16 protein-coding genes are annotated in these 16,832 nt (G+C 50.6%); 5 read left to right on the top strand and 11 right to left on the bottom strand.

All coding sequences use genetic code 11. From position 1 onward, the window contains the following. Positions 1-36: 36 nt before the first annotated feature. Together SD961_RS01415 and SD961_RS01410 are read left to right on the top strand one after the other, a co-directional pair. Entirely contained in the window at positions 37-618 is a 582-nt protein-coding gene (locus tag SD961_RS01415) for a TetR/AcrR family transcriptional regulator (RefSeq protein ID WP_318788627.1), read from the top strand. Positions 619-633: 15 nt separating this feature from the next. Next, complete coding sequence (locus tag SD961_RS01410; RefSeq protein ID WP_318788626.1) at positions 634-1,326, top strand: aspartate/glutamate racemase family protein; 693 nt, start codon at positions 634-636, stop codon at positions 1,324-1,326. Between the two features lie 195 nt (positions 1,327-1,521). On the opposite strand, the gene SD961_RS01405 is transcribed toward SD961_RS01410, so the two are convergent. The 3 genes from SD961_RS01405 to SD961_RS01395 all read right to left on the bottom strand — a co-directional run bounded on the left by SD961_RS01405 (position 1,522) and on the right by SD961_RS01395 (position 4,303). Continuing rightward, a complete protein-coding gene (locus tag SD961_RS01405; RefSeq protein ID WP_318788625.1) occupies positions 1,522-1,818 on the bottom strand; it encodes a hypothetical protein in 297 nt (98 codons plus the stop codon). 330 nt (positions 1,819-2,148) lie between these two features. Beyond that, the gene (locus tag SD961_RS01400) at positions 2,149-2,733 is read right to left on the bottom strand and encodes a DUF308 domain-containing protein (protein ID WP_318788624.1); all 585 of its coding nucleotides are present in this window, start codon (positions 2,731-2,733) and stop codon (positions 2,149-2,151) included. A 370-nt stretch (positions 2,734-3,103) separates the two neighbouring features. Beyond that, positions 3,104-4,303, bottom strand: a complete 1,200-nt coding sequence (locus SD961_RS01395) for an MFS transporter (RefSeq protein ID WP_318788623.1) — start codon at positions 4,301-4,303, stop codon at positions 3,104-3,106. Positions 4,304-4,455: 152 nt separating this feature from the next. On the opposite strand from SD961_RS01395, the gene SD961_RS01390 reads away from it, so the two are divergent. Next, entirely contained in the window at positions 4,456-5,067 is a 612-nt protein-coding gene (locus SD961_RS01390; RefSeq protein WP_318788622.1) for a TetR/AcrR family transcriptional regulator, read from the top strand. Between the two features lie 117 nt (positions 5,068-5,184). Here the strand turns inward: SD961_RS01390 and SD961_RS01385 are convergent, their stop codons facing one another. The 3 genes from SD961_RS01385 to SD961_RS01375 form a co-directional block, all read right to left on the bottom strand. Continuing rightward, positions 5,185-6,075 carry an alpha/beta hydrolase gene (locus SD961_RS01385; protein ID WP_318788621.1) on the bottom strand — a complete coding sequence of 297 codons (891 nt, stop codon included), beginning with the start codon at positions 6,073-6,075 and terminating at the stop codon, positions 5,185-5,187. 493 nt (positions 6,076-6,568) lie between these two features. Next, the gene (locus SD961_RS01380; RefSeq protein ID WP_318788620.1) at positions 6,569-8,017 is read right to left on the bottom strand and encodes an MFS transporter; all 1,449 of its coding nucleotides are present in this window, start codon (positions 8,015-8,017) and stop codon (positions 6,569-6,571) included. Between the two features lie 85 nt (positions 8,018-8,102). Beyond that, positions 8,103-8,252, bottom strand: a complete 150-nt coding sequence (locus tag SD961_RS01375; protein WP_318788619.1) for a hypothetical protein — start codon at positions 8,250-8,252, stop codon at positions 8,103-8,105. Between the two features lie 225 nt (positions 8,253-8,477). Between SD961_RS01375 and SD961_RS01370 the strand changes: the two genes are divergently transcribed. After that, positions 8,478-9,215, top strand: coding sequence for a metallophosphoesterase (locus SD961_RS01370; protein ID WP_318788618.1), 738 nt, complete (start codon positions 8,478-8,480; stop codon positions 9,213-9,215). A gap of 83 nt (positions 9,216-9,298) precedes the next feature. On the opposite strand, the gene SD961_RS01365 is transcribed toward SD961_RS01370, so the two are convergent. From SD961_RS01365 to SD961_RS01350, 4 genes are all read right to left on the bottom strand, one after another. Further along, on the bottom strand, positions 9,299-9,451 hold the full coding sequence (locus SD961_RS01365) for a Hok/Gef family protein (RefSeq protein ID WP_318788617.1): 153 nt from the start codon (positions 9,449-9,451) through the stop codon (positions 9,299-9,301). A 250-nt stretch (positions 9,452-9,701) separates the two neighbouring features. Continuing rightward, a complete protein-coding gene (locus SD961_RS01360; RefSeq protein WP_318788616.1) occupies positions 9,702-11,180 on the bottom strand; it encodes a SulP family inorganic anion transporter in 1,479 nt (492 codons plus the stop codon). After that, positions 11,177-11,803: a carbonic anhydrase gene (locus SD961_RS01355; protein WP_318788615.1), complete on the bottom strand. Its 627-nt coding sequence runs from the start codon at positions 11,801-11,803 to the stop codon at positions 11,177-11,179. The genes SD961_RS01360 and SD961_RS01355 overlap by 4 nt, the downstream gene beginning before the upstream one ends. Positions 11,804-12,435: 632 nt before the next feature. After that, entirely contained in the window at positions 12,436-13,755 is a 1,320-nt protein-coding gene (locus SD961_RS01350) for a gluconate:H+ symporter (protein ID WP_318788614.1), read from the bottom strand. Positions 13,756-13,931: 176 nt separating this feature from the next. Here SD961_RS01350 and SD961_RS01345 point away from each other — a divergent pair, with 176 nt between their 5' ends. Further along, a complete protein-coding gene (locus SD961_RS01345) occupies positions 13,932-15,941 on the top strand; it encodes an NADPH-dependent 2,4-dienoyl-CoA reductase (RefSeq protein WP_318788613.1) in 2,010 nt (669 codons plus the stop codon). A gap of 11 nt (positions 15,942-15,952) precedes the next feature. On the opposite strand, the gene SD961_RS01340 is transcribed toward SD961_RS01345, so the two are convergent. Next, positions 15,953-16,759, bottom strand: coding sequence for a 5'-nucleotidase, lipoprotein e(P4) family (locus tag SD961_RS01340; RefSeq protein ID WP_318788612.1), 807 nt, complete (start codon positions 16,757-16,759; stop codon positions 15,953-15,955). Positions 16,760-16,832 lie beyond the last annotated feature (73 nt).

The following is a 16,832-nucleotide window of genomic DNA, read 5'->3' as shown; positions in this document are numbered from 1 at the left end:
CTGCGTTCCTGCTTCGTGATTAACCGGAATAAATTTATGAATGATCTTTCTCAGAAAGCGCAGGAAATCGCAGCTCATACGCGTCGTCTGCTTACTACAGGCGGTTACAAGAGTTTTAGCTACGCCGATATTGCTGACGTCGTACAGATTCGCAAGGCCAGCATACATCACCATTTTCCCGGTAAAGCCGATCTCGTTCGCACGGTGGTTGCGCAATACCGTGAAGAAGCGCGAGCAGGAATGGCGGCACTTGATCACCAGCTCAATGACGCACTGGCTGAGATTAAAGCCTACGTTGATTACTGGTCACACTGTATTAAAGACGGAACTTCATCATTCTGTATATGCGTGATGCTTGCCGTGGAATTGCCCACCTTACCGGCTGAGGTGGCCATTGAAGTAACGGGACATTTCCAGGAGCTCGTAGAGTGGCTAACTTCTCTGCTGGAGAAGGGGCAAAACGAAGGCGTAATTGAACTTAAAGACACACCAGTCGTTGAAGCAAGAGCTTTAATGGCAACGGTACATGGAGCCATGCTTGCTGCCCGGGCTTTTGATAACGCTGATATTTTTCAGGAAATTATGCAGCCAGTCCTGAATCGTCTTCTTGGCAGCTGAACCTGAGGAAATAGAATGCAAACGATTGGAATTCTGGGGGGTATGTCTGCGGCCTCAACACAGATTTATTATCGAAAGTTGTGTGAGCTGGTTCGCCAGCGTTTGGGCGGTTTGCACTCGCCTGAACTGCTGATCCGTTCGCTTGATTTTGCCAACATCGAACACTTACAGGCCAGCGGAAAATGGGACGACGCCGCAACCATTTTAAATGCGGAGGCGAAGGCGCTGGCGCGCGGGGGGGCCGACTTTATTGTTCTGGCAACAAACACGATGCATAAACTGGCGGATCAGATGATGAGCGGTGTTACCATCCCGTTGCTGCACATTGCCGATGCGACAGCAGCCAGGATTCTGAAAGCGGGTCTCAAAGCACCCGGTCTGATGGCGACTGCCTTCACAATGGAACAATCTTTTTATCTTGATCGCCTCAGGGCGGCGCAACTTCAACCCGTCATCCCGGATGCTGCCGATCGGGCTGTCGTTCATCGCATTATTTATGAGGAACTATGCCAGGATATTATAAATCCAGACAGCCGCTCTGTTTATGAAGACGTTGCACAGCGTATAGCCGGTAAAGGCGCAGATTGTATGATACTCGGATGCACAGAGGTTGGCATGTTGCTTAACAAGGATAACGTCTCTGTGCCTGTTTTTGATACCACACTGATCCATTGCGAAGCTGCCATTGATAAAGCGTTAGGTGTGTAAGCATGCTTAAGGCTGATATCATTCTTAAGCATGACTGATAACCAGCAAGAAAGTCATTAATCTCTTCCTGCATGATATCTTCTACTTTCAATGGCCTGACCTGGCGTCAGGCTGTCAGGCCCCGAGGTTCATACCCATTATATTCGGTTTTTCCCTCTGCGCTCTCTGATTCAGGTGGATCACATGATACGGGGTTCAGCGAGGCAGCTTCTGAACCTGACGTGATTCATCAATCAACATCCTGACTACTTTATCTACCAGAAAGGGCGCTGCATGGTTAAGCTCCCGATCTTTTAGAAGTTGATCGGCTACCATTAATGCGAAATGGCGCACCGCTTCATTATCGCCCTTATGCTTCGAAAAAGGGCCGCTTTCTGCCGATGCAATTGCCTGTGAATGTGCATTATTTTTTTTACTAAAAACAGATACCGGACGGGAAATACCATCCGGCAACGCTAACCATTTCCTGTCTGGAAAGTGTATAACTGTCATGACTACTCCATTTAAAAGATTTGTACGCACAAAAGTCTTGTCACGCTCATTCCTTTAGCATGGTTGCTACGATTAGTCCTGTGCATGCCAGATGACTTTTCTGATACGTTTACCTGCTTATCTGCTGTAAAGTCTTCAGGTGCCAGCCAGCCGCCAGTCCAGAGAAAGAGTAACGTAATTATGCCGGGAATAAATCCTGTAAGCCCAATTTGAAGTCATTGCTTTCGGGTGAAAAAACTATTACATCTTTATAATTTCATTAAGTATGACCAGCTACTTTTACCGTTCTACACAGTTAATAACTTCGTGACCGAAAAATGCCTAATCACATTAACATACACTAACGCGGTTTTTCTTTCTCAGTATGATAAAGAGCGACACAGCAGACACCAGAAAATAGAAGGCCCCGAAAGCAGCATATCCCGCAATATTAATAATTGAAGGAGGGACAGGCATTTGGGCCTGAAAAATAAAAAAGGCACCGGCGATGGTAGACTGGCCGCCACTGAGGGCCATACTCCACTGTGCATTGCTATTTTTCCAGCGCTGTACTGCTGCCCCAAGTTGAAGTAATCCCGATAAGATTGCCCAGCAACCAAATACAGCGATGACTTGATTCATACTCTCTCTGACTGTAAATATAACAGATACGGTCGTGATTATGCTGACAATGATATTGAAGGCCTGCATCCGATTTTTACTAATTCCACCGCTTCTGGTCGAATCAATATAATTTGCTAATGCATCCCATGCAGGGTAAATAATCAGCAAAATGGCGGCAAGATAAGACGAATGCTGGCCTATCGAAAAAGCGGCTGCTACCCAGATCAGTGAAAACAGAGCACGAGAAAAATAATATTTCCTGAGCCAATATTGTGACGGTATTTTTTGCAATGGTCTGATATCACGAAGCATTTAAACCTCCAAAGAAAGAATGATATTAACTGACAATAACACGAGTACAACACGCCAACCATCCTACTAGTAGAATGGTTGGCGTGTCAATGCGGTTTTCCACGCTTTAATAGGTTACCTGAAAAGGATAAAAAGCAACCTGAAATCGAATTTGCTAATGGGCATCGAAAACATTTTTACTTCTAAAACATCAAGTTATTTCGTTATGTATGTTGCAGTCCATAAAGCTTTTTGAGGCTTATGCACAAAATTTATAATAATTGGGTTGAGTTCTTTCAGGCATTTTGTTGCAGGAGTCTGTGGCAATCCCAGGTCCAGCAAATTCACCGCCACTACCGTATTGTTTTTTAGCCAACCAGCGCATCAATTGTTAATTGGACACACCAGTCAGCGAGGCTGTATGCGGGAATCCGCGCTTAGCCCGCATAGCAATAGTGACGGCGATGAGTAGTAATGGCAGTAGAGCCCATGGAAAAGAGCCTGTGCCAAACTGCTTCAGCAGGAATCCCCCTGTCAGTCCGCCAAGCGCAATCGCACCGTTCCACGTCACTACATTCATAGACAGGGCCACATCAGCCTGCTCTCCTGCCGCGTTAGCGAGCGCGGTCTGCAGGAGTGTCGCAGCGCCGCCAAAAGTCAGCCCCCACAAAGCCACACCGCTATAAATTAAAACAGGGCCGAGGGGCACGAGTCCGAAAATGAGTGCAACCACTGCAAAGAGTGACAGAGACAGCAGCACGGCCTGGCGCAAATGGGTATCAATGATCCTGCCCGTGATAAATATTCCACACAGTGCTGCTATGCCAAAGATCAGCAGCACTACGTCAACACTACCGGCGAGGCCCGCAGAGGTAATAAATGGAGCTATATAGGTATAAAGAATGTTATGCGCCAGCATCCACGCCAGGACGACGCCTAGCACTGATGCTACTCCTTGGGTCCGAAGCACTGACCTTAGCTGCACCTTGATTGTGCCAGACTGGCCCGGATAATCCGGCACGGCCAAAAGTATCCAGCCCACCAGGATAACAGACAGCACCGACATGATGATGAAAGTGAGACGCCATCCCAGCAATGCTCCCATCCATGTACCGGCAGGAACGCCAAGAGACAACGCCAGAGGCGTGCCCACCATGGCAATCGCCAGGGCCCGCCCCTGCAGGGAAGAAATTACCATTCTTCGCGCATACCCTGCGAGCAGGCTCCACGCCAGACCTGCTGAGGCACCGGCCAGAAAGCGGGCAGCCAGCGTCATAATAATATGAGAAGAAAAAGCCGTAAGCGTATTAAAAAGCAGAAAGCCGCAGACTGTACTCAGAAGAACTGACCGTCTCGACCATGTACTTGTTAACATGGTCAGAGGAATTGCTGCCAACAACGATCCCGCCGCATATGCGGTTATGAGTTGTCCCGCCATGGAAGAGGTAACATTAAGGCCAGCGCTGATTTCGGGCAGAAGGCCTGCAGGAATTGTTTCAGTGAGGATGCAGATAAATCCGGTCATAGCCAGGGCCAGCAAAGCCAGCACAGGCAATTTCTGAGTATCCGTATTTTGATGTTTTTCTTTCATATTTCAGCCTGTTCATAATCTGAAAGCATGCTTTACCGCTACCGCGAAAACAATAGTAGCCACTTAAGTACTGATCGATACATATGTTGCAATGCTACTGCTCTGGTTGTCAACAAAATATGTATCGATTAGTATAAAACAAAGAGGAGGTGATGATGAGAACAGGCCGACCAAGACAGTTTGACCGAGACGAAGCAGTAACGAGAGCTATGCATCTTTTCTGGGAAAAGGGCTATGATTCGACTTCGCTTGCGCAGCTGAAAGCAGCGATTGGTGGAGGCATAACAGCTCCCAGCTTTTATGCAGCTTTTGGTTCTAAAGAAGCATTATTTAATGAAACGGTGGAGCGTTATCTGAAAACGCACGCCCGAGTAACCGAATCATTATGGGATACAAGCTTGCCCCCACGAGAGGCTCTGGAAACAGCACTGATGAATTCTGTACGAATGCAGTATGAGTCTGGCCATCCTCGGGGATGCATGGTGGCGCTCGGCGTTATGTTTACCAGCTCTGATGAAAACCGGCACATCCTGAAGCCGCTAGAATTATCCCGACAACGTACGCGTGAGGGAATAATTCACTGCATAACAAGGGGGATTGCCGCTGGCGAGTTGAGGGACAGTAAAAATACGCTTGCGCTTGCGGTCAGCTTTGACAGCTTTCTATTGGGCGTTTCTACTCTTGCCAGGGATAATATCCCTCTGACAGAAACAGAACAGGCCGTTGCTCAGATCATGGGGCTTTGGGATTCCGCGCGCCTTTAATAAAAGTCATTACCGGGCTTTTAACTACTTTATCATTACTAAAGCAATATCTTCAGGGTCATGCTGAAAGATTGCCAGAATGACCTCTGATCGATGCGGCGGAGATTCTTGCAGGATTTAGCAAAGAAACGCCTGCAAGGCGCGCAGCGTTTCCTGCGGGTTTTCTTCCGCATTAAAATGACCGCCAGCAACTTCTACTCCCTGTGCATAAGGAATAAAGGTATTTTGCCAGCTGGCCAGCGGAGATTCGGCAAGCCTGCCCAGGAACTTTTCGCCCCACAGCACCAAAGTGGGCGCGGTGATGGTTTTACCGGCCTCTAAATCCCGACGATCGTCTTCCACATCCTGACAGGCACCAGCGCGGTAATCTTCGCAGAAAGCGTGTACTCGTTCCGGTTCACGCCAGCTAAGGCGAAAATCATCCAGTACCTCATCAGCAAAACAATTTAAGGAACCATCAGCCGTATGCACGCGTAATATCTCTTCAAGGTGCGCCTGCGTCATGCGTTTTTCCGGGGCCCCTACCGGCAGGGCGAAAGTACGCCAGTGTGGCGTGGCGAGCGGATTCTCTTCCATTATATCCCACACTTTTGATACCGGCAGATTATCCAGCAACATCAGTTTTTCGATTTTATCCGGCCAGTTCAGGGCGATACGGTACGCAATTAACGCACCGCGATCATGCCCTGCGACGCTAAAGTGTTGATGTCCCAGAGTTGCCATCACATCCACTACTTCCTGCGCCATAGTGCGTTTGGCATATTCCTCATGCGCCGCATCGCCAGGTAATACGCAGGAGCGACCATAGCCTTTCAGATCGAGGCAGATCACGCGGTGAGTCTTCGCCAGCGCTGGTGCGATATAATGCCATGATGCATGCGTTTCAGGAAAACCATGTAACAGCACCAGAGCCGGGGCGGCTTCGACACCGCCTGTACGGGCATAAAAATGGCCTTTAGGATGCTCAATAAAACGCTCATCAAAGCCAGGAAATAATTTATTAGTCATGATGTTCACTCTTTTTGTTTTCTGTCCAGGTTGCAAACAGGCGCAGGGCCTGTTCAACGATATGCCGCTTTTGTGCTGGCGGGCTGCCATTCCGGGCCTGTACAGATAGCCCATTGAAGACCGCCATAAAAAATTCCGCCAGGGCTTCCGGGCAGGCTTCGGCTTTCAGCTCACCGCGTGCCGCCGCTTTTTGCAGGAAAACTTTCGCCGAGTGTGCATATTACGGCGTAGCACAATGAGTTTGTCTGACAGATGCTGATGTTCAGGACGACAATTAGTAGCCCCCAAAACCTTAAAACACTCTTACCCGGTATCCGGTTGGCTGAACAGCTCAATATAACCGTTCAGTAGATTGCCGAACGTTTCTTCCAATGGACCATTGCTTTACAGCCAGTGCTGAGACAGGTTGACTTCATGACTGAGATATCCTTCAACCGCACGCCGCGAAAGAACAAATAAAATTTAACCTGTTAAGTTGGCTCCATTAATTAATTTAAAATTTATCCAGAGCCGAACCTAAACCGAAAGGCTGCCGGATAAGCCTGATGCTTAAGCCCGATCCTATGGCCAGGCAAAATGCAATCGCAATAGTCGCAGTGACAAAAGCATGCGTAATATCTATTTCGGCGTCACTATTTCCTAATGTATTGTAAAAAATGGTACCGATTACCGCGACACCAAGCGCAGTACTGATTTGTAAAGCCGAGCTTGTCACGCCAGCAATCATGCCTGAAAATTCTGGCGCTACGCGGCCGGTTATCATCCGCATAAGCGTTGGCATCGCCAAACCCTGGCCAAAACCCGTAATAAACAGTAGCGCGCTAAGTGGTATGAGCGGGGGGGAGAAATCTACGGCCGTTTTGTTAATTAACCATACCAGTGCCATTAACCCAGCGGCTTCACACGCCATCCCAATGGAGCATAAATAATCACCTGCAAACCTCCTCAGATAAGGTGTCAATAGCGGACCAATTAAAAAGCCGACACCAAAGGGCAAAAAGATCAGACCTGCGTTTAAAGCGTCTAAATGTAATGCTTTTTGCAGATAAATCGTAAACAGTAGAAAGAATGCGGCGAGTGAATAGAATAGCAGAGCTATGACGAGTCCGAGCCCAATCCCCGGGGTGCCTAACACTCTTGGATCAAGTAGTGGTGCTCCCCCTTTCTGGCTAAGAAGGATTTCATAACGCCATGTAATAAAAGTCAGTAATGGAACTGTCAGAAATAATAACCATATCCACCATGCCCAGCCTGCCTCACGGCCTTCAACCAGGGGAATGATCAATGCACTGAGTGTTATTGTTGCTAATAGCATACCTCCAGGATCAAGTTTCCGGGCATTTTGTACCCGCGTTTCTTTTAGAAACCGAATGCCAAAAAGGATGACAAACAACGCTACTGGCAGATTAACGAGGAAAATCACCCTCCACCCCAGATTGAACAGATCCATAGAAATCAGAATACCACCCAGCGCCTGACCGATAACTGAGGCTAAACCAAATACTGCGCCATATAAACTTAACGCTAGCGGCTTCTCCTTATCGGGAAATAAGACCTGCACAGAAGCCAGCGCCTGGGGTGCCATTATAGCGGCTGTAGCCCCTTGCATTATACGTCCAGCAATTAACATTCCGGGTGAAGAAGCTAAACCGCATAACAATGATGCAGTAGCAAAACCGATTAATCCAAAGAAAAACATTTTCCCCCGGCCATATAAATCACCCAGACGGCCACCAGTCATTAACATCACCGCATAAACTGCGGCATATGATGAAATAACCAATTGTTCAGCTGAAGAGGAAGCGCCTAGCTCACCTTGAATAGAAGGCAAGGCCACATTAACAATAAAAAAGTCAAGCGGCGGCAGAAATGCTCCAACTAGTAAGATAAAAAACATTACCCAGCGACGCGGTTCTGGTTGTGTAACATTATATAAAGTCATTGAACGCTCCACATGGAATTAATCAGCCTCCATGATTTTAAATTTTTTAAAATGCTCTTTATACATTCAACTCTTCCCTGTAATTCTAATTTACTGGTCTGTCTGTATCGTCTTTACCTGGGGCACAGTTGAAAATGATATTTGCGCCATCAACTGCACACTGGCGAGCAATACCAGCACCAATGCCTTTAAAAGCTCCCGTTATACGAGCAACTTTGCCTTTTAATTTTTTCATTTACTTAATTCCAGGTGAGGCCTTAAAGGCAGTAGGTTGAAGATATTATAATGACCATTACAATATTGTTTAGGAACTGTCATTTTTGTTCTTTTAATGTTCATTTTTGAACGGCGCTATGAGTATGTATCGAGTTGGGCCCACCATTTCTCATATCCAATCGCACCAGGTAATTTTTTATGGGTGGTTAAATCCTGGATCAATCGTCTGTTCCGGCGAGGAAAAATGCTGATAGCACAAATCTCTGATATTCATGCTTCAGGGGATAATGACAATCTGAGTCGGTTTGACAGAGCGCTTGAATGGCTGGAGCATCAAAGTCTGGATATTCTTGTACTGACAGGCGATCTTATTGACGATGGGTGGAGTGAAGGTTATCACCTGATCTCTGAGCGGCTGGGACGGAGAAAATGGACATCCCTGATTCTGCCGGGAAATTCTGACGATCGCCGCCTGATGCGTTCAGTATGGGGAGCGAACCGATGGGCCAGTGATGCCCCAGCAGGTTCCCTGCATTTCGCCCATGAAACCGATCGGCTGCGCCTGTTAGGCCTGGATACAACCGTTGAAAATAAAACCTCTGGCAATGTAATCAATCATCTTGGATGGCTGAAAAAACAGCTGCAAAGTGAAAATACACTGCCATCGCTTCTCTTTCTGCATCATCATATTTTTGAATCTGGCATACCTACTCTGGATAGTACTATGTGTGACGGTTCCAGCCAGCTTGCCGATCTGCTCAGGCATATACCTGATAAGCCGCTAGCTATAGCCTCCGGGCACGTCCACAGGCCGGTTGCGGGAATTTTTGCCGGTATACCCGCTTTTATCTGCGGCTCAGTTTGTCCGGCCAATCCTCTCTGGTTTGGTTCAGAAAATGTCCCGCCGGTAAACGATCCGCCTTCGCTGATGATCCACCGATATGCGGGAAACGTTCTGACCAGTCATCATGTTTCGCTTTAGTGCTGAAGCAACGCTAAGAAAGGTGCCGCTGGATCATGCCGCAACATCCAACGGGCGGGAACGAGTCCCGCCGTTGGGTTGCCTTACCTTACGGCTTCGTAAGCCAGGCTGGCGACAACCTCCGTTCCTCCCTGTTTGATGTGCAGTTCGCACAACGAGCCACGGGTCAGCCAGGTGAAGAGTAATACCGTCACGCAGACCACCAGCAGGCTCAGAAAGAGCAGTTTATGTGCCATCGTTGGCTTCCTTCTTCCGTTGCTTTTCAGCAGGTAAAAGGCTACCTTTATGTTGTTGGGCATAAGGGTTGGCCTCACTCAGATTAACATCGTGTGGGGCCTTTCTCTTTCTGTCCCTTACGCATGCTCAGGACAAAAAGATCCAGAGCACCCGCCGCGTAGTTTACCCAATCCCCCTCTCCTTTTAATGAGCAGTTCATGAAAATCCGAGGCGGATCCCTGTTTATATAAGAACGATGAAACCTCTTTTTCAGGCAAGCTGGACTGGCCACTGATTCAGGACAATCCCCCGTTTGCGGGCGCCTTCACCAAAGTCTTTCAGCACCGCTTTCACATCGGGATCGATATATTCCGCATTGTCATGATCGACGATCACCACGCTGTTTTCCGGGATCTCTGCCAGCAGACCTTGCAGACGCGGGTTATGCATAAAGGTCAGGTTTTGCTGGAAGCGCAGAACAAAATGGTCGTCATAGCGCGTTAACTGCATCGCGTTGCGGTGACTCTTGTAAATGCTGAACAAAATCTGGGTCGCCAGACCAATACCGATCCCGGCCAGCATACCGAATACCAGAATGCCGCCGATAGTGGCCAGGAAAGGCACAGACTGCTGCGCGCCCTGCCGGAAATGTTCCACAAACAGGCGGGGCGTTGCCAGTTTATAACCGGTATAAAGCAGCACGGCGGCCAGGCTCGCGAGGGGTATCGCGTTCAGCAGATCGCTGAAGAGCAGTCCACAAACCAACAGCAATACGCCATGCAGCAGAATAGAAATTTTACTCTGTGCGCCCGCACTGACGTTAACCGAACTGCGGACAATAACCGCCGTAACAGGCAGGCCACCTAAAAAGCCGCTGATCAGGTTACCAATGCCCTGCGCGCGCAACTCTTTGTCTGGTGAGGGTGGCGGGTTCTGCGGACGCAGTTTTTTCAGCGCTTCCTGACTGAGCAGCGTTTCAAGGCTGGCGACAATGGCAAGCGTTACCGCCACCATATAGACCGCCGGATTCTGCCAGACGCGCCAGTCGGGGCGAACCAGCTCGCCAGTGAGTGCCGCAATAGAGTCGAAAGAAGGCAGAGAGATACGTGGAAGCGTGCTGACAATATCCGGGAACATCCTGCCTCCAACCACCGTCACCAGGCAGCCAAAGAGTACGGCTACCAGTGGGCCGGGCATCCAGCTTAACGCCTTGATCTTTTTTAGCGTCGGCGTCGACCAGAACCAGAGGATAAACAGACCAATCCCCGCAACAACAATGGCTGGGATCGAGACGCTGAACGCACCGCCAGTGATCAGCGAGCTGAGTTCACTCTCTTCAGAGGCCCCTAAAGCTACGGGAATTTGCTGGATTATCAACAAAATACCGATAGCGGCCAGCATGCCCTTAATCACCGTTCCCGGCACAAGCGTAATAAAACGTCCTGCCCGTATTACACCCAGTAAAAATTGCAGCACGCCAGCCACGATCAGCGCGAACAGCAACGCCGGGAAAGAACCCAGTGTTTCAATAGCGCCGGTAACGATAGTGACCAGGCCTGCCGCCGGGCCGCTGACGGCAAATTTTGACGGACTGAATGTGGTGACCACCAGGCCGCCGATCACACCCGTCAGTAAGCCCACAAACGGTGGCAGTCCGCTGGCCTGTGCAATGCCAAGGCAGAGTGGTAAAGCCACCAGAAACACCACCAGACCAGCCGGGATATCCCGGCGAAGCGTATTCAGATTCATGGGGAAGGTTCCTCTGCACTGTGTTGAATTAACTCTTTCAAATGCCCGGACTGCAAATCGTACACGCAGCCAAACACGTCCAGTTGCACACCGCTACGCCACGCGTTGAGAACGGGTTCTGCGGCGACAAGGTGGCTGAACTGCGCAAGGACATTAGCCTCGACCAGCTGATTAAGTTTTTCAGTTTCATCCTCAATGCCTTCAGTCTGAGCCAGACCAGCAGTGAGCGCTTCACGCAGTTGCGTTATGCGCCGCGCCAGCGGGGAGTTTTCATCGGATAAGGGAATGCCGGGCAGAGCCAGCGCCGCCTGCACGCCGCCACAACCATAATGACCGCACAGCACGATGCGTGAAACCTTGAGATACTCCAGCGCATATTGCAGCACGCTCATAAAGTTATCGTCGCCCTTCACCACCATATTGGCGATGTTACGGTGAACGAACAGTTCTCCCGGATGGGCGCCGGTCAGCACTTCTGCCGGTACGCGGCTGTCAGAGCAGCCTATCCAGAGCGAATGGGGCTGCTGCGAATGCACATTCTGATGAAAGTACTGTGGATTGCGTTGGCGGCGCTGTAAGGCCCAACTGCGGTTTTTCGCTAACAGGGGTTTAAGTGTCGTCAAAATACAGTCTCTCTTTGCTGGAATCAGGGATCGGATCGGGAAGTTAATAATTTGAAATATGTGTTAACAGAGAAAGAACCTCTGCATCAGTATGTACACAACTCATGTAATAAGTGCTGATATTTTAGAATGCCCTTAAATTATTAGGATTTATCCTGGGCATTTAAAATAAAGCAAAATGTAATCTTTTTTAAATTAATTAATAAAAGATTGATTTTTTAACTTCAGGGGTGAGGTTCATTAAAAACAAAGGATGGATAGAAGTTATGTCATTAATTTCAATAACTTATAATTACCTTTTATTTTGTATTGTTATTCACATATAAGTAAAAGTTATTCCTGAAAAGAAAATAGTCGGGACACCCGTCTCATTTTAATATTGTCGTATTACAAGCTTCATTCCAGCCTGAAGTGAATTTAAGCGAGGGGGAATAAGGCTTTTCATTTGTTTCTCTTTGAAGAAATAAGTCAGATAGTAATAACGCTATTTATCAAGTATCGTCAGACACACGCTGAAATTCTTTAACTTCTTTACAAAGAATAAGCCCCGCAGATAGCGGGGCTTTATAAGCGATGAGGCCTGACTAAACTTTTGCTGGTCCTGTTTTTGCCTTAACCAGGGCCAGAGAGCATCAGTGGATAACAGCATTCAGGATCAGCACGCCCGCCAGTCCCAGGAATGAGATTAATGTTTCCATTACCGTCCAGGTTTTCAACGTCTCTACCACCGTCAGATTGAAATACCCTTTAAACAGCCAGAAGCCCGGATCGTTCACGTGGGAAGCGATGACGCTGCCCGACCCCACAGCCAGCACCATCAGCGCCGGATCGGTATGGGTGATGGCGATGATGGGGGTAACAATCCCGGCGGTAGTAATAGCCGCGACGGTAGCCGAGCCCAGCGCTACTCGCAGCATCGCCGCAACGGTCCAGCACATCAGCAGCGGTGACAACGACGAGCCTTTCATCAAATCGGCAATGTAATTACCTACGCCGCTGTCCACCAGTACCTGCTTGAAGGCACCGCCGCCCGCAATAATAAAGACAATCATCGCGATTGCGGCAATGGAGCTGCCGCACATCTCCATCACTTCTTCCATCTTACGGCCGTTACGCAGTCCCAGCGTCAGCACGGCCACCACCACGGAGATAAACAGCGCAACGGCCGGGTTGCCGATAAATTCAAAGAACTGTCTGACACCGTTTTCCTTCGGCATGGTCAGCTCGCAGACGGCGGCAATCGCCATCAGGATCACCGGGATCACCGCCGCGAAGATGCTGATCCAGAAGCCGGGCATCTCGTGCTCTTCAAAAATTTTCGGATTAAACAAACCTTCCGGCGGTTCACGCTCGAAACTCTTCAGGAAGCGGGAGAAAATCGGCCCGGCGACAATCACTGTTGGGATAGTGATAATCAGGCCGTAGAGCAGCGTAGTGCCGATATTTGCCCCAAAGATGGTGGCAATGGCCGTTGGGCCGGGATGGGGCGGCAGAAAGCAGTGCGTTACTGAAAGCGCAGCCACCATTGGCACGCCTACGTACAGCAGCGGCATCTGCGCAGCGGCCACAATAGTGAACACCAGCGGCAGCAGCAGCACGAAGCCCACTTCGTAAAACATCGCCAGCCCGACAATCAGCCCGGTGACCACCAGCGCCCATTGCAGATGTTTTTTGCCGAAGGCGGCGATCAGCGTGGTCGCCACCCGCTGCGCTGCGCCCGTGTCCGACACCAGTCTGCCCAGCATGGCGCCGAACCCCAGGATCATTGCCAGGCTTCCCAGGGTGCCGCCAATCCCTTTTTGAATGGAGGCCACTACGGCCAGCGGCGTCATCCCTTCCGCCACGCCCACCACGGCAGAGACAAACACCAATGCAATAAAGCCGTTCACTTTAAAGACGATCATCAGCACTAAAAGCAGGATCACACCAACCGCTATAATGGTTACAGGCATTGTATTTCCTTGAAGAAAGTCGCCAGAAGATGAATCAGGTGTAGCTGCTTTTCTCTGCCTGTGCCGCCTGGCAGGCTAAATAGTTGGCGGCGCATCACACTCCGGTTAACAACACTTTCCGAACGGGCTTTTCGTCGCTACAGTACAACTCATCCGACCACTCACCTCAGGCTCCTATGAACACTTCTCTGTTCTCGCCGCTGGATCTGGGTTTTACCCAACTGAAAAATCGTCTGCTGATGGGCTCGATGCATACCGGGCTGGAAGAGCATTCTGACGGGCCGCGCCGTCTGGCCGCTTTTTATGCCGAGCGCGCAGCCGCTGGCGTGGCGCTGATTGTGACGGGCGGCATTGCTCCTTCCCCCGAGGGCGTAGTTATGGCGGGTGCAAGTGTTCTGAATCACCGGGAGCAGCTTGCAAACCATCGCCAGGTCACTCAGGCCGTACATCAGGCTGGCGGCAAAATTGCGCTGCAAATCCTGCACGCTGGTCGCTACAGCTATCAGCCCTCTTTAGTGGCGCCCTCCCCGCTTCAGGCACCGATCAACCCTTTCAAGCCGCTTGAGCTGAAGGCTGACGCGATTCTGACGCTGATTGGGGATTTCGCCCGCTGCGCCGCGCTGGCAAAAGAGGCGGGTTATGATGGCGTGGAAATAATGGGCTCGGAAGGCTATCTGATTAATCAGTTTCTCGCTGAGCGAACCAACCATCGCGATGATGAGTGGGGTGGCGATGAAACCCGCCGCATGCGTTTTGCGGTAGAAATTGTCAGAGCCATACGGGAAGCGGTGGGACGCGAATTTATTATTATCTTCCGGCTCTCCATGCTGGATTTAGTGGAACAGGGTAATACGCTGCCGCAAACGGTGCGGCTGGCAAAGGCTATTGAGTCGGCAGGCGCAACGCTTATCAATACCGGCATTGGCTGGCATGAAGCGCGGATCCCGACTATTGCCACCTCGGTGCCTCGCGCAGCCTTTGGCTGGGTGACGAAACAGCTTCGGCAGCATCTGCATATCCCTTTGATCGCCACTAACCGCATTAATCATCCCGATGTGGCCCAGGCTCTACTGGATGAGGGCTGTGCCGATATGATCTCGATGGCGCGCCCTTTTCTTGCCGATGCGCTGTGGGTGGAAAAAGCGCAATCGGGCCGCAGCAATGAGATCAACACCTGTATCGGCTGCAATCAGGCCTGCCTGGATCAAATTTTTGCCGGGAAGATAACCTCGTGCCTGGTCAACCCCCGCGCCTGCCATGAAACGGAGATGCCCGTTCAGCCAGCGGAGATAATAAAACGTCTGGCAGTCGTTGGCGCTGGCCCCGCCGGTCTGGCTTTTGCCGTCAATGCGGCCTCACGCGGGCATCAGGTCACGTTGTTTGATCGCGCTGCAGAAGTCGGCGGCCAGTTCAATATTGCCCGACAGATACCAGGCAAAGAGGAGTTCAACGAAACGCTGCGCTACTACCGCACTCAGCTGGCGCTGACGGGCGTCAGGCTCAGGCTGAACGAAACGGCTTCGGCCCGCCTGCTGGCAGATTTTGACGAAGTGGTGCTGGCAACCGGCGTGACGCCGCGCTGGCCAGCCATTCCAGGCATCGATCACCCCTGCGTGTTGAGCTATCTGGAGGTGCTGCGGGACAAAAAACCGGTAGGGAAACGCGTGGCATTAATTGGGGCAGGCGGCATTGGCTTTGATACGGCGGAGTATCTCAGCCAGCATGGCGCTTCAACCAGTCTGGATGTGGCTGCGTTTTGTCGGGAGTGGGGAATTGACCAGACATTGCAGCAACAGGGTGGACTGGTGCCGCCTGTGCTGCCCGTACCAGAGCGCGCGATCTGGCTGTTGCAGCGCAAACCTGGCAAGCCAGGCGCCGGGCTGGGTAAAACCACCGGCTGGATCCACCGTGCCAGCCTGCAAATGCGTGCGGTGAAGATGTGGGGCGGCGTGCAGTATCTGCAGATTGACGATCGTGGGTTACAGATCCTGCGCGACGGTGAACCGGTATTACTGGAGGTCGATAACGTGGTGATTTGCGCCGGACAGGAGCCTGACCGGGCGCTGGAAGAGGCGTTACGGGCAGCCGGCAAGCCGGTGCATATTATCGGTGGGGCTGATGTGGCGCTGGAGCTGGATGCGCGGCGGGCGATCGCTCAGGGCACAAAATTGGCCCTGGCGATCTGAGGTGCTGCTATTTACTTCCCGCTCCACGCCTTCAGACTGGCATCACGGGTTTGCAACTTCTGTTCGGGGGTGAGCTTGTTATAACCTTCGCCTAATCCGCTCTCCCAGTCTCCATAGAGCGGATTAGGAAGAATGATAAATTGCGTACCAAACAGGCGATTGTTCTGGTTCACAAATGCCCGGCGCTGAGCGTTGCCCTGATGATAAGTCGCTGCACCGTAATCGTTGAGATTATCGCCCACGTACAGCACAACGTTGTATCCTTCTGCCTTAATGGCATCAAAACGCGCCTGCTTATTGGAACTGTCGGTTTTCAGGCGCAGCGTTTGGTCATTTACGCCGGTAAAGCCCAATTGCCTGAGATTTTCTGCCGTGGCGGCAGCATCCTGCTTATCACGATTAGAGACATAGAACATCGTGCCGCCGTGACTGTTAACGTAGTTGGCAAAATTGACCGCGCCCGGTATGGCGAGGGCCTGTTTTGCCTGTGTCCAGCCTGACCAGGTTTTGTCGGAGAAGGGCTGGTTCGCTTTGACCTGCCATGCACTGTAGGCACTGTTATCGATCATCGTTTCATCCAGATCGACAATCACCGCTTTAGGCTTACCGGTCAGCGACGGTGCTTTATCAAAAGCCAGCGTGGCGAAGTTAAACGCCTGATACGCCAGCGCCTGATATTCACCCGACTGCTGGAACCAGTTGAGCGCCATAACCGACTGCTGATTGAGCTGATTAGCGGCATCCGTTTTCTGCTGCGCGCAGCCGGAAAGAGCCAGCGCCATCAGGGTGGCCACGCTTAACGACGTTTTTATTTTCAAAGTGCTGTATCTCCTGTCAGTGTGGCGGAAAAGCTTTCGAATTAATGCCTTAAAACTGTAGCATCTCCCCCGT

The sequence above is a fragment of the Erwinia sp. MMLR14_017 genome, from assembly GCF_033657285.1.
Classification (GTDB): domain Bacteria; phylum Pseudomonadota; class Gammaproteobacteria; order Enterobacterales; family Enterobacteriaceae; genus Erwinia.
Note: the sequence above shows the minus strand (reverse complement) of the source record. Positions and strands in the feature narration are given on the sequence as shown.

Bases quoted from the DNA above. Each gene is read 5' to 3' on its own strand.
- SD961_RS01400 (WP_318788624.1), bottom strand. From the start codon at position 2,733: ATGCTTCGTGATATCAGACCATTGCAAAAAATACCGTCACAATATTGG.
- SD961_RS01350 (WP_318788614.1), bottom strand. From the start codon at position 13,755: ATGCCTGTAACCATTATAGCGGTTGGTGTGATCCTGCTTTTAGTGCTG.
- SD961_RS01385 (WP_318788621.1), bottom strand. From the start codon at position 6,075: ATGACTAATAAATTATTTCCTGGCTTTGATGAGCGTTTTATTGAGCAT.
- SD961_RS01370 (WP_318788618.1), top strand. From the start codon at position 8,478: ATGCTGATAGCACAAATCTCTGATATTCATGCTTCAGGGGATAATGAC.
- SD961_RS01360 (WP_318788616.1), bottom strand. From the start codon at position 11,180: ATGAATCTGAATACGCTTCGCCGGGATATCCCGGCTGGTCTGGTGGTG.
- SD961_RS01390 (WP_318788622.1), top strand. From the start codon at position 4,456: ATGATGAGAACAGGCCGACCAAGACAGTTTGACCGAGACGAAGCAGTA.
- SD961_RS01405 (WP_318788625.1), bottom strand. From the start codon at position 1,818: ATGACAGTTATACACTTTCCAGACAGGAAATGGTTAGCGTTGCCGGAT.
- SD961_RS01365 (WP_318788617.1), bottom strand. From the start codon at position 9,451: ATGGCACATAAACTGCTCTTTCTGAGCCTGCTGGTGGTCTGCGTGACG.
- SD961_RS01395 (WP_318788623.1), bottom strand. From the start codon at position 4,303: ATGAAAGAAAAACATCAAAATACGGATACTCAGAAATTGCCTGTGCTG.
- SD961_RS01410 (WP_318788626.1), top strand. From the start codon at position 634: ATGCAAACGATTGGAATTCTGGGGGGTATGTCTGCGGCCTCAACACAG.
- SD961_RS01345 (WP_318788613.1), top strand. From the start codon at position 13,932: ATGAACACTTCTCTGTTCTCGCCGCTGGATCTGGGTTTTACCCAACTG.
- SD961_RS01380 (WP_318788620.1), bottom strand. From the start codon at position 8,017: ATGACTTTATATAATGTTACACAACCAGAACCGCGTCGCTGGGTAATG.
- SD961_RS01415 (WP_318788627.1), top strand. From the start codon at position 37: ATGAATGATCTTTCTCAGAAAGCGCAGGAAATCGCAGCTCATACGCGT.
- SD961_RS01375 (WP_318788619.1), bottom strand. From the start codon at position 8,252: ATGAAAAAATTAAAAGGCAAAGTTGCTCGTATAACGGGAGCTTTTAAA.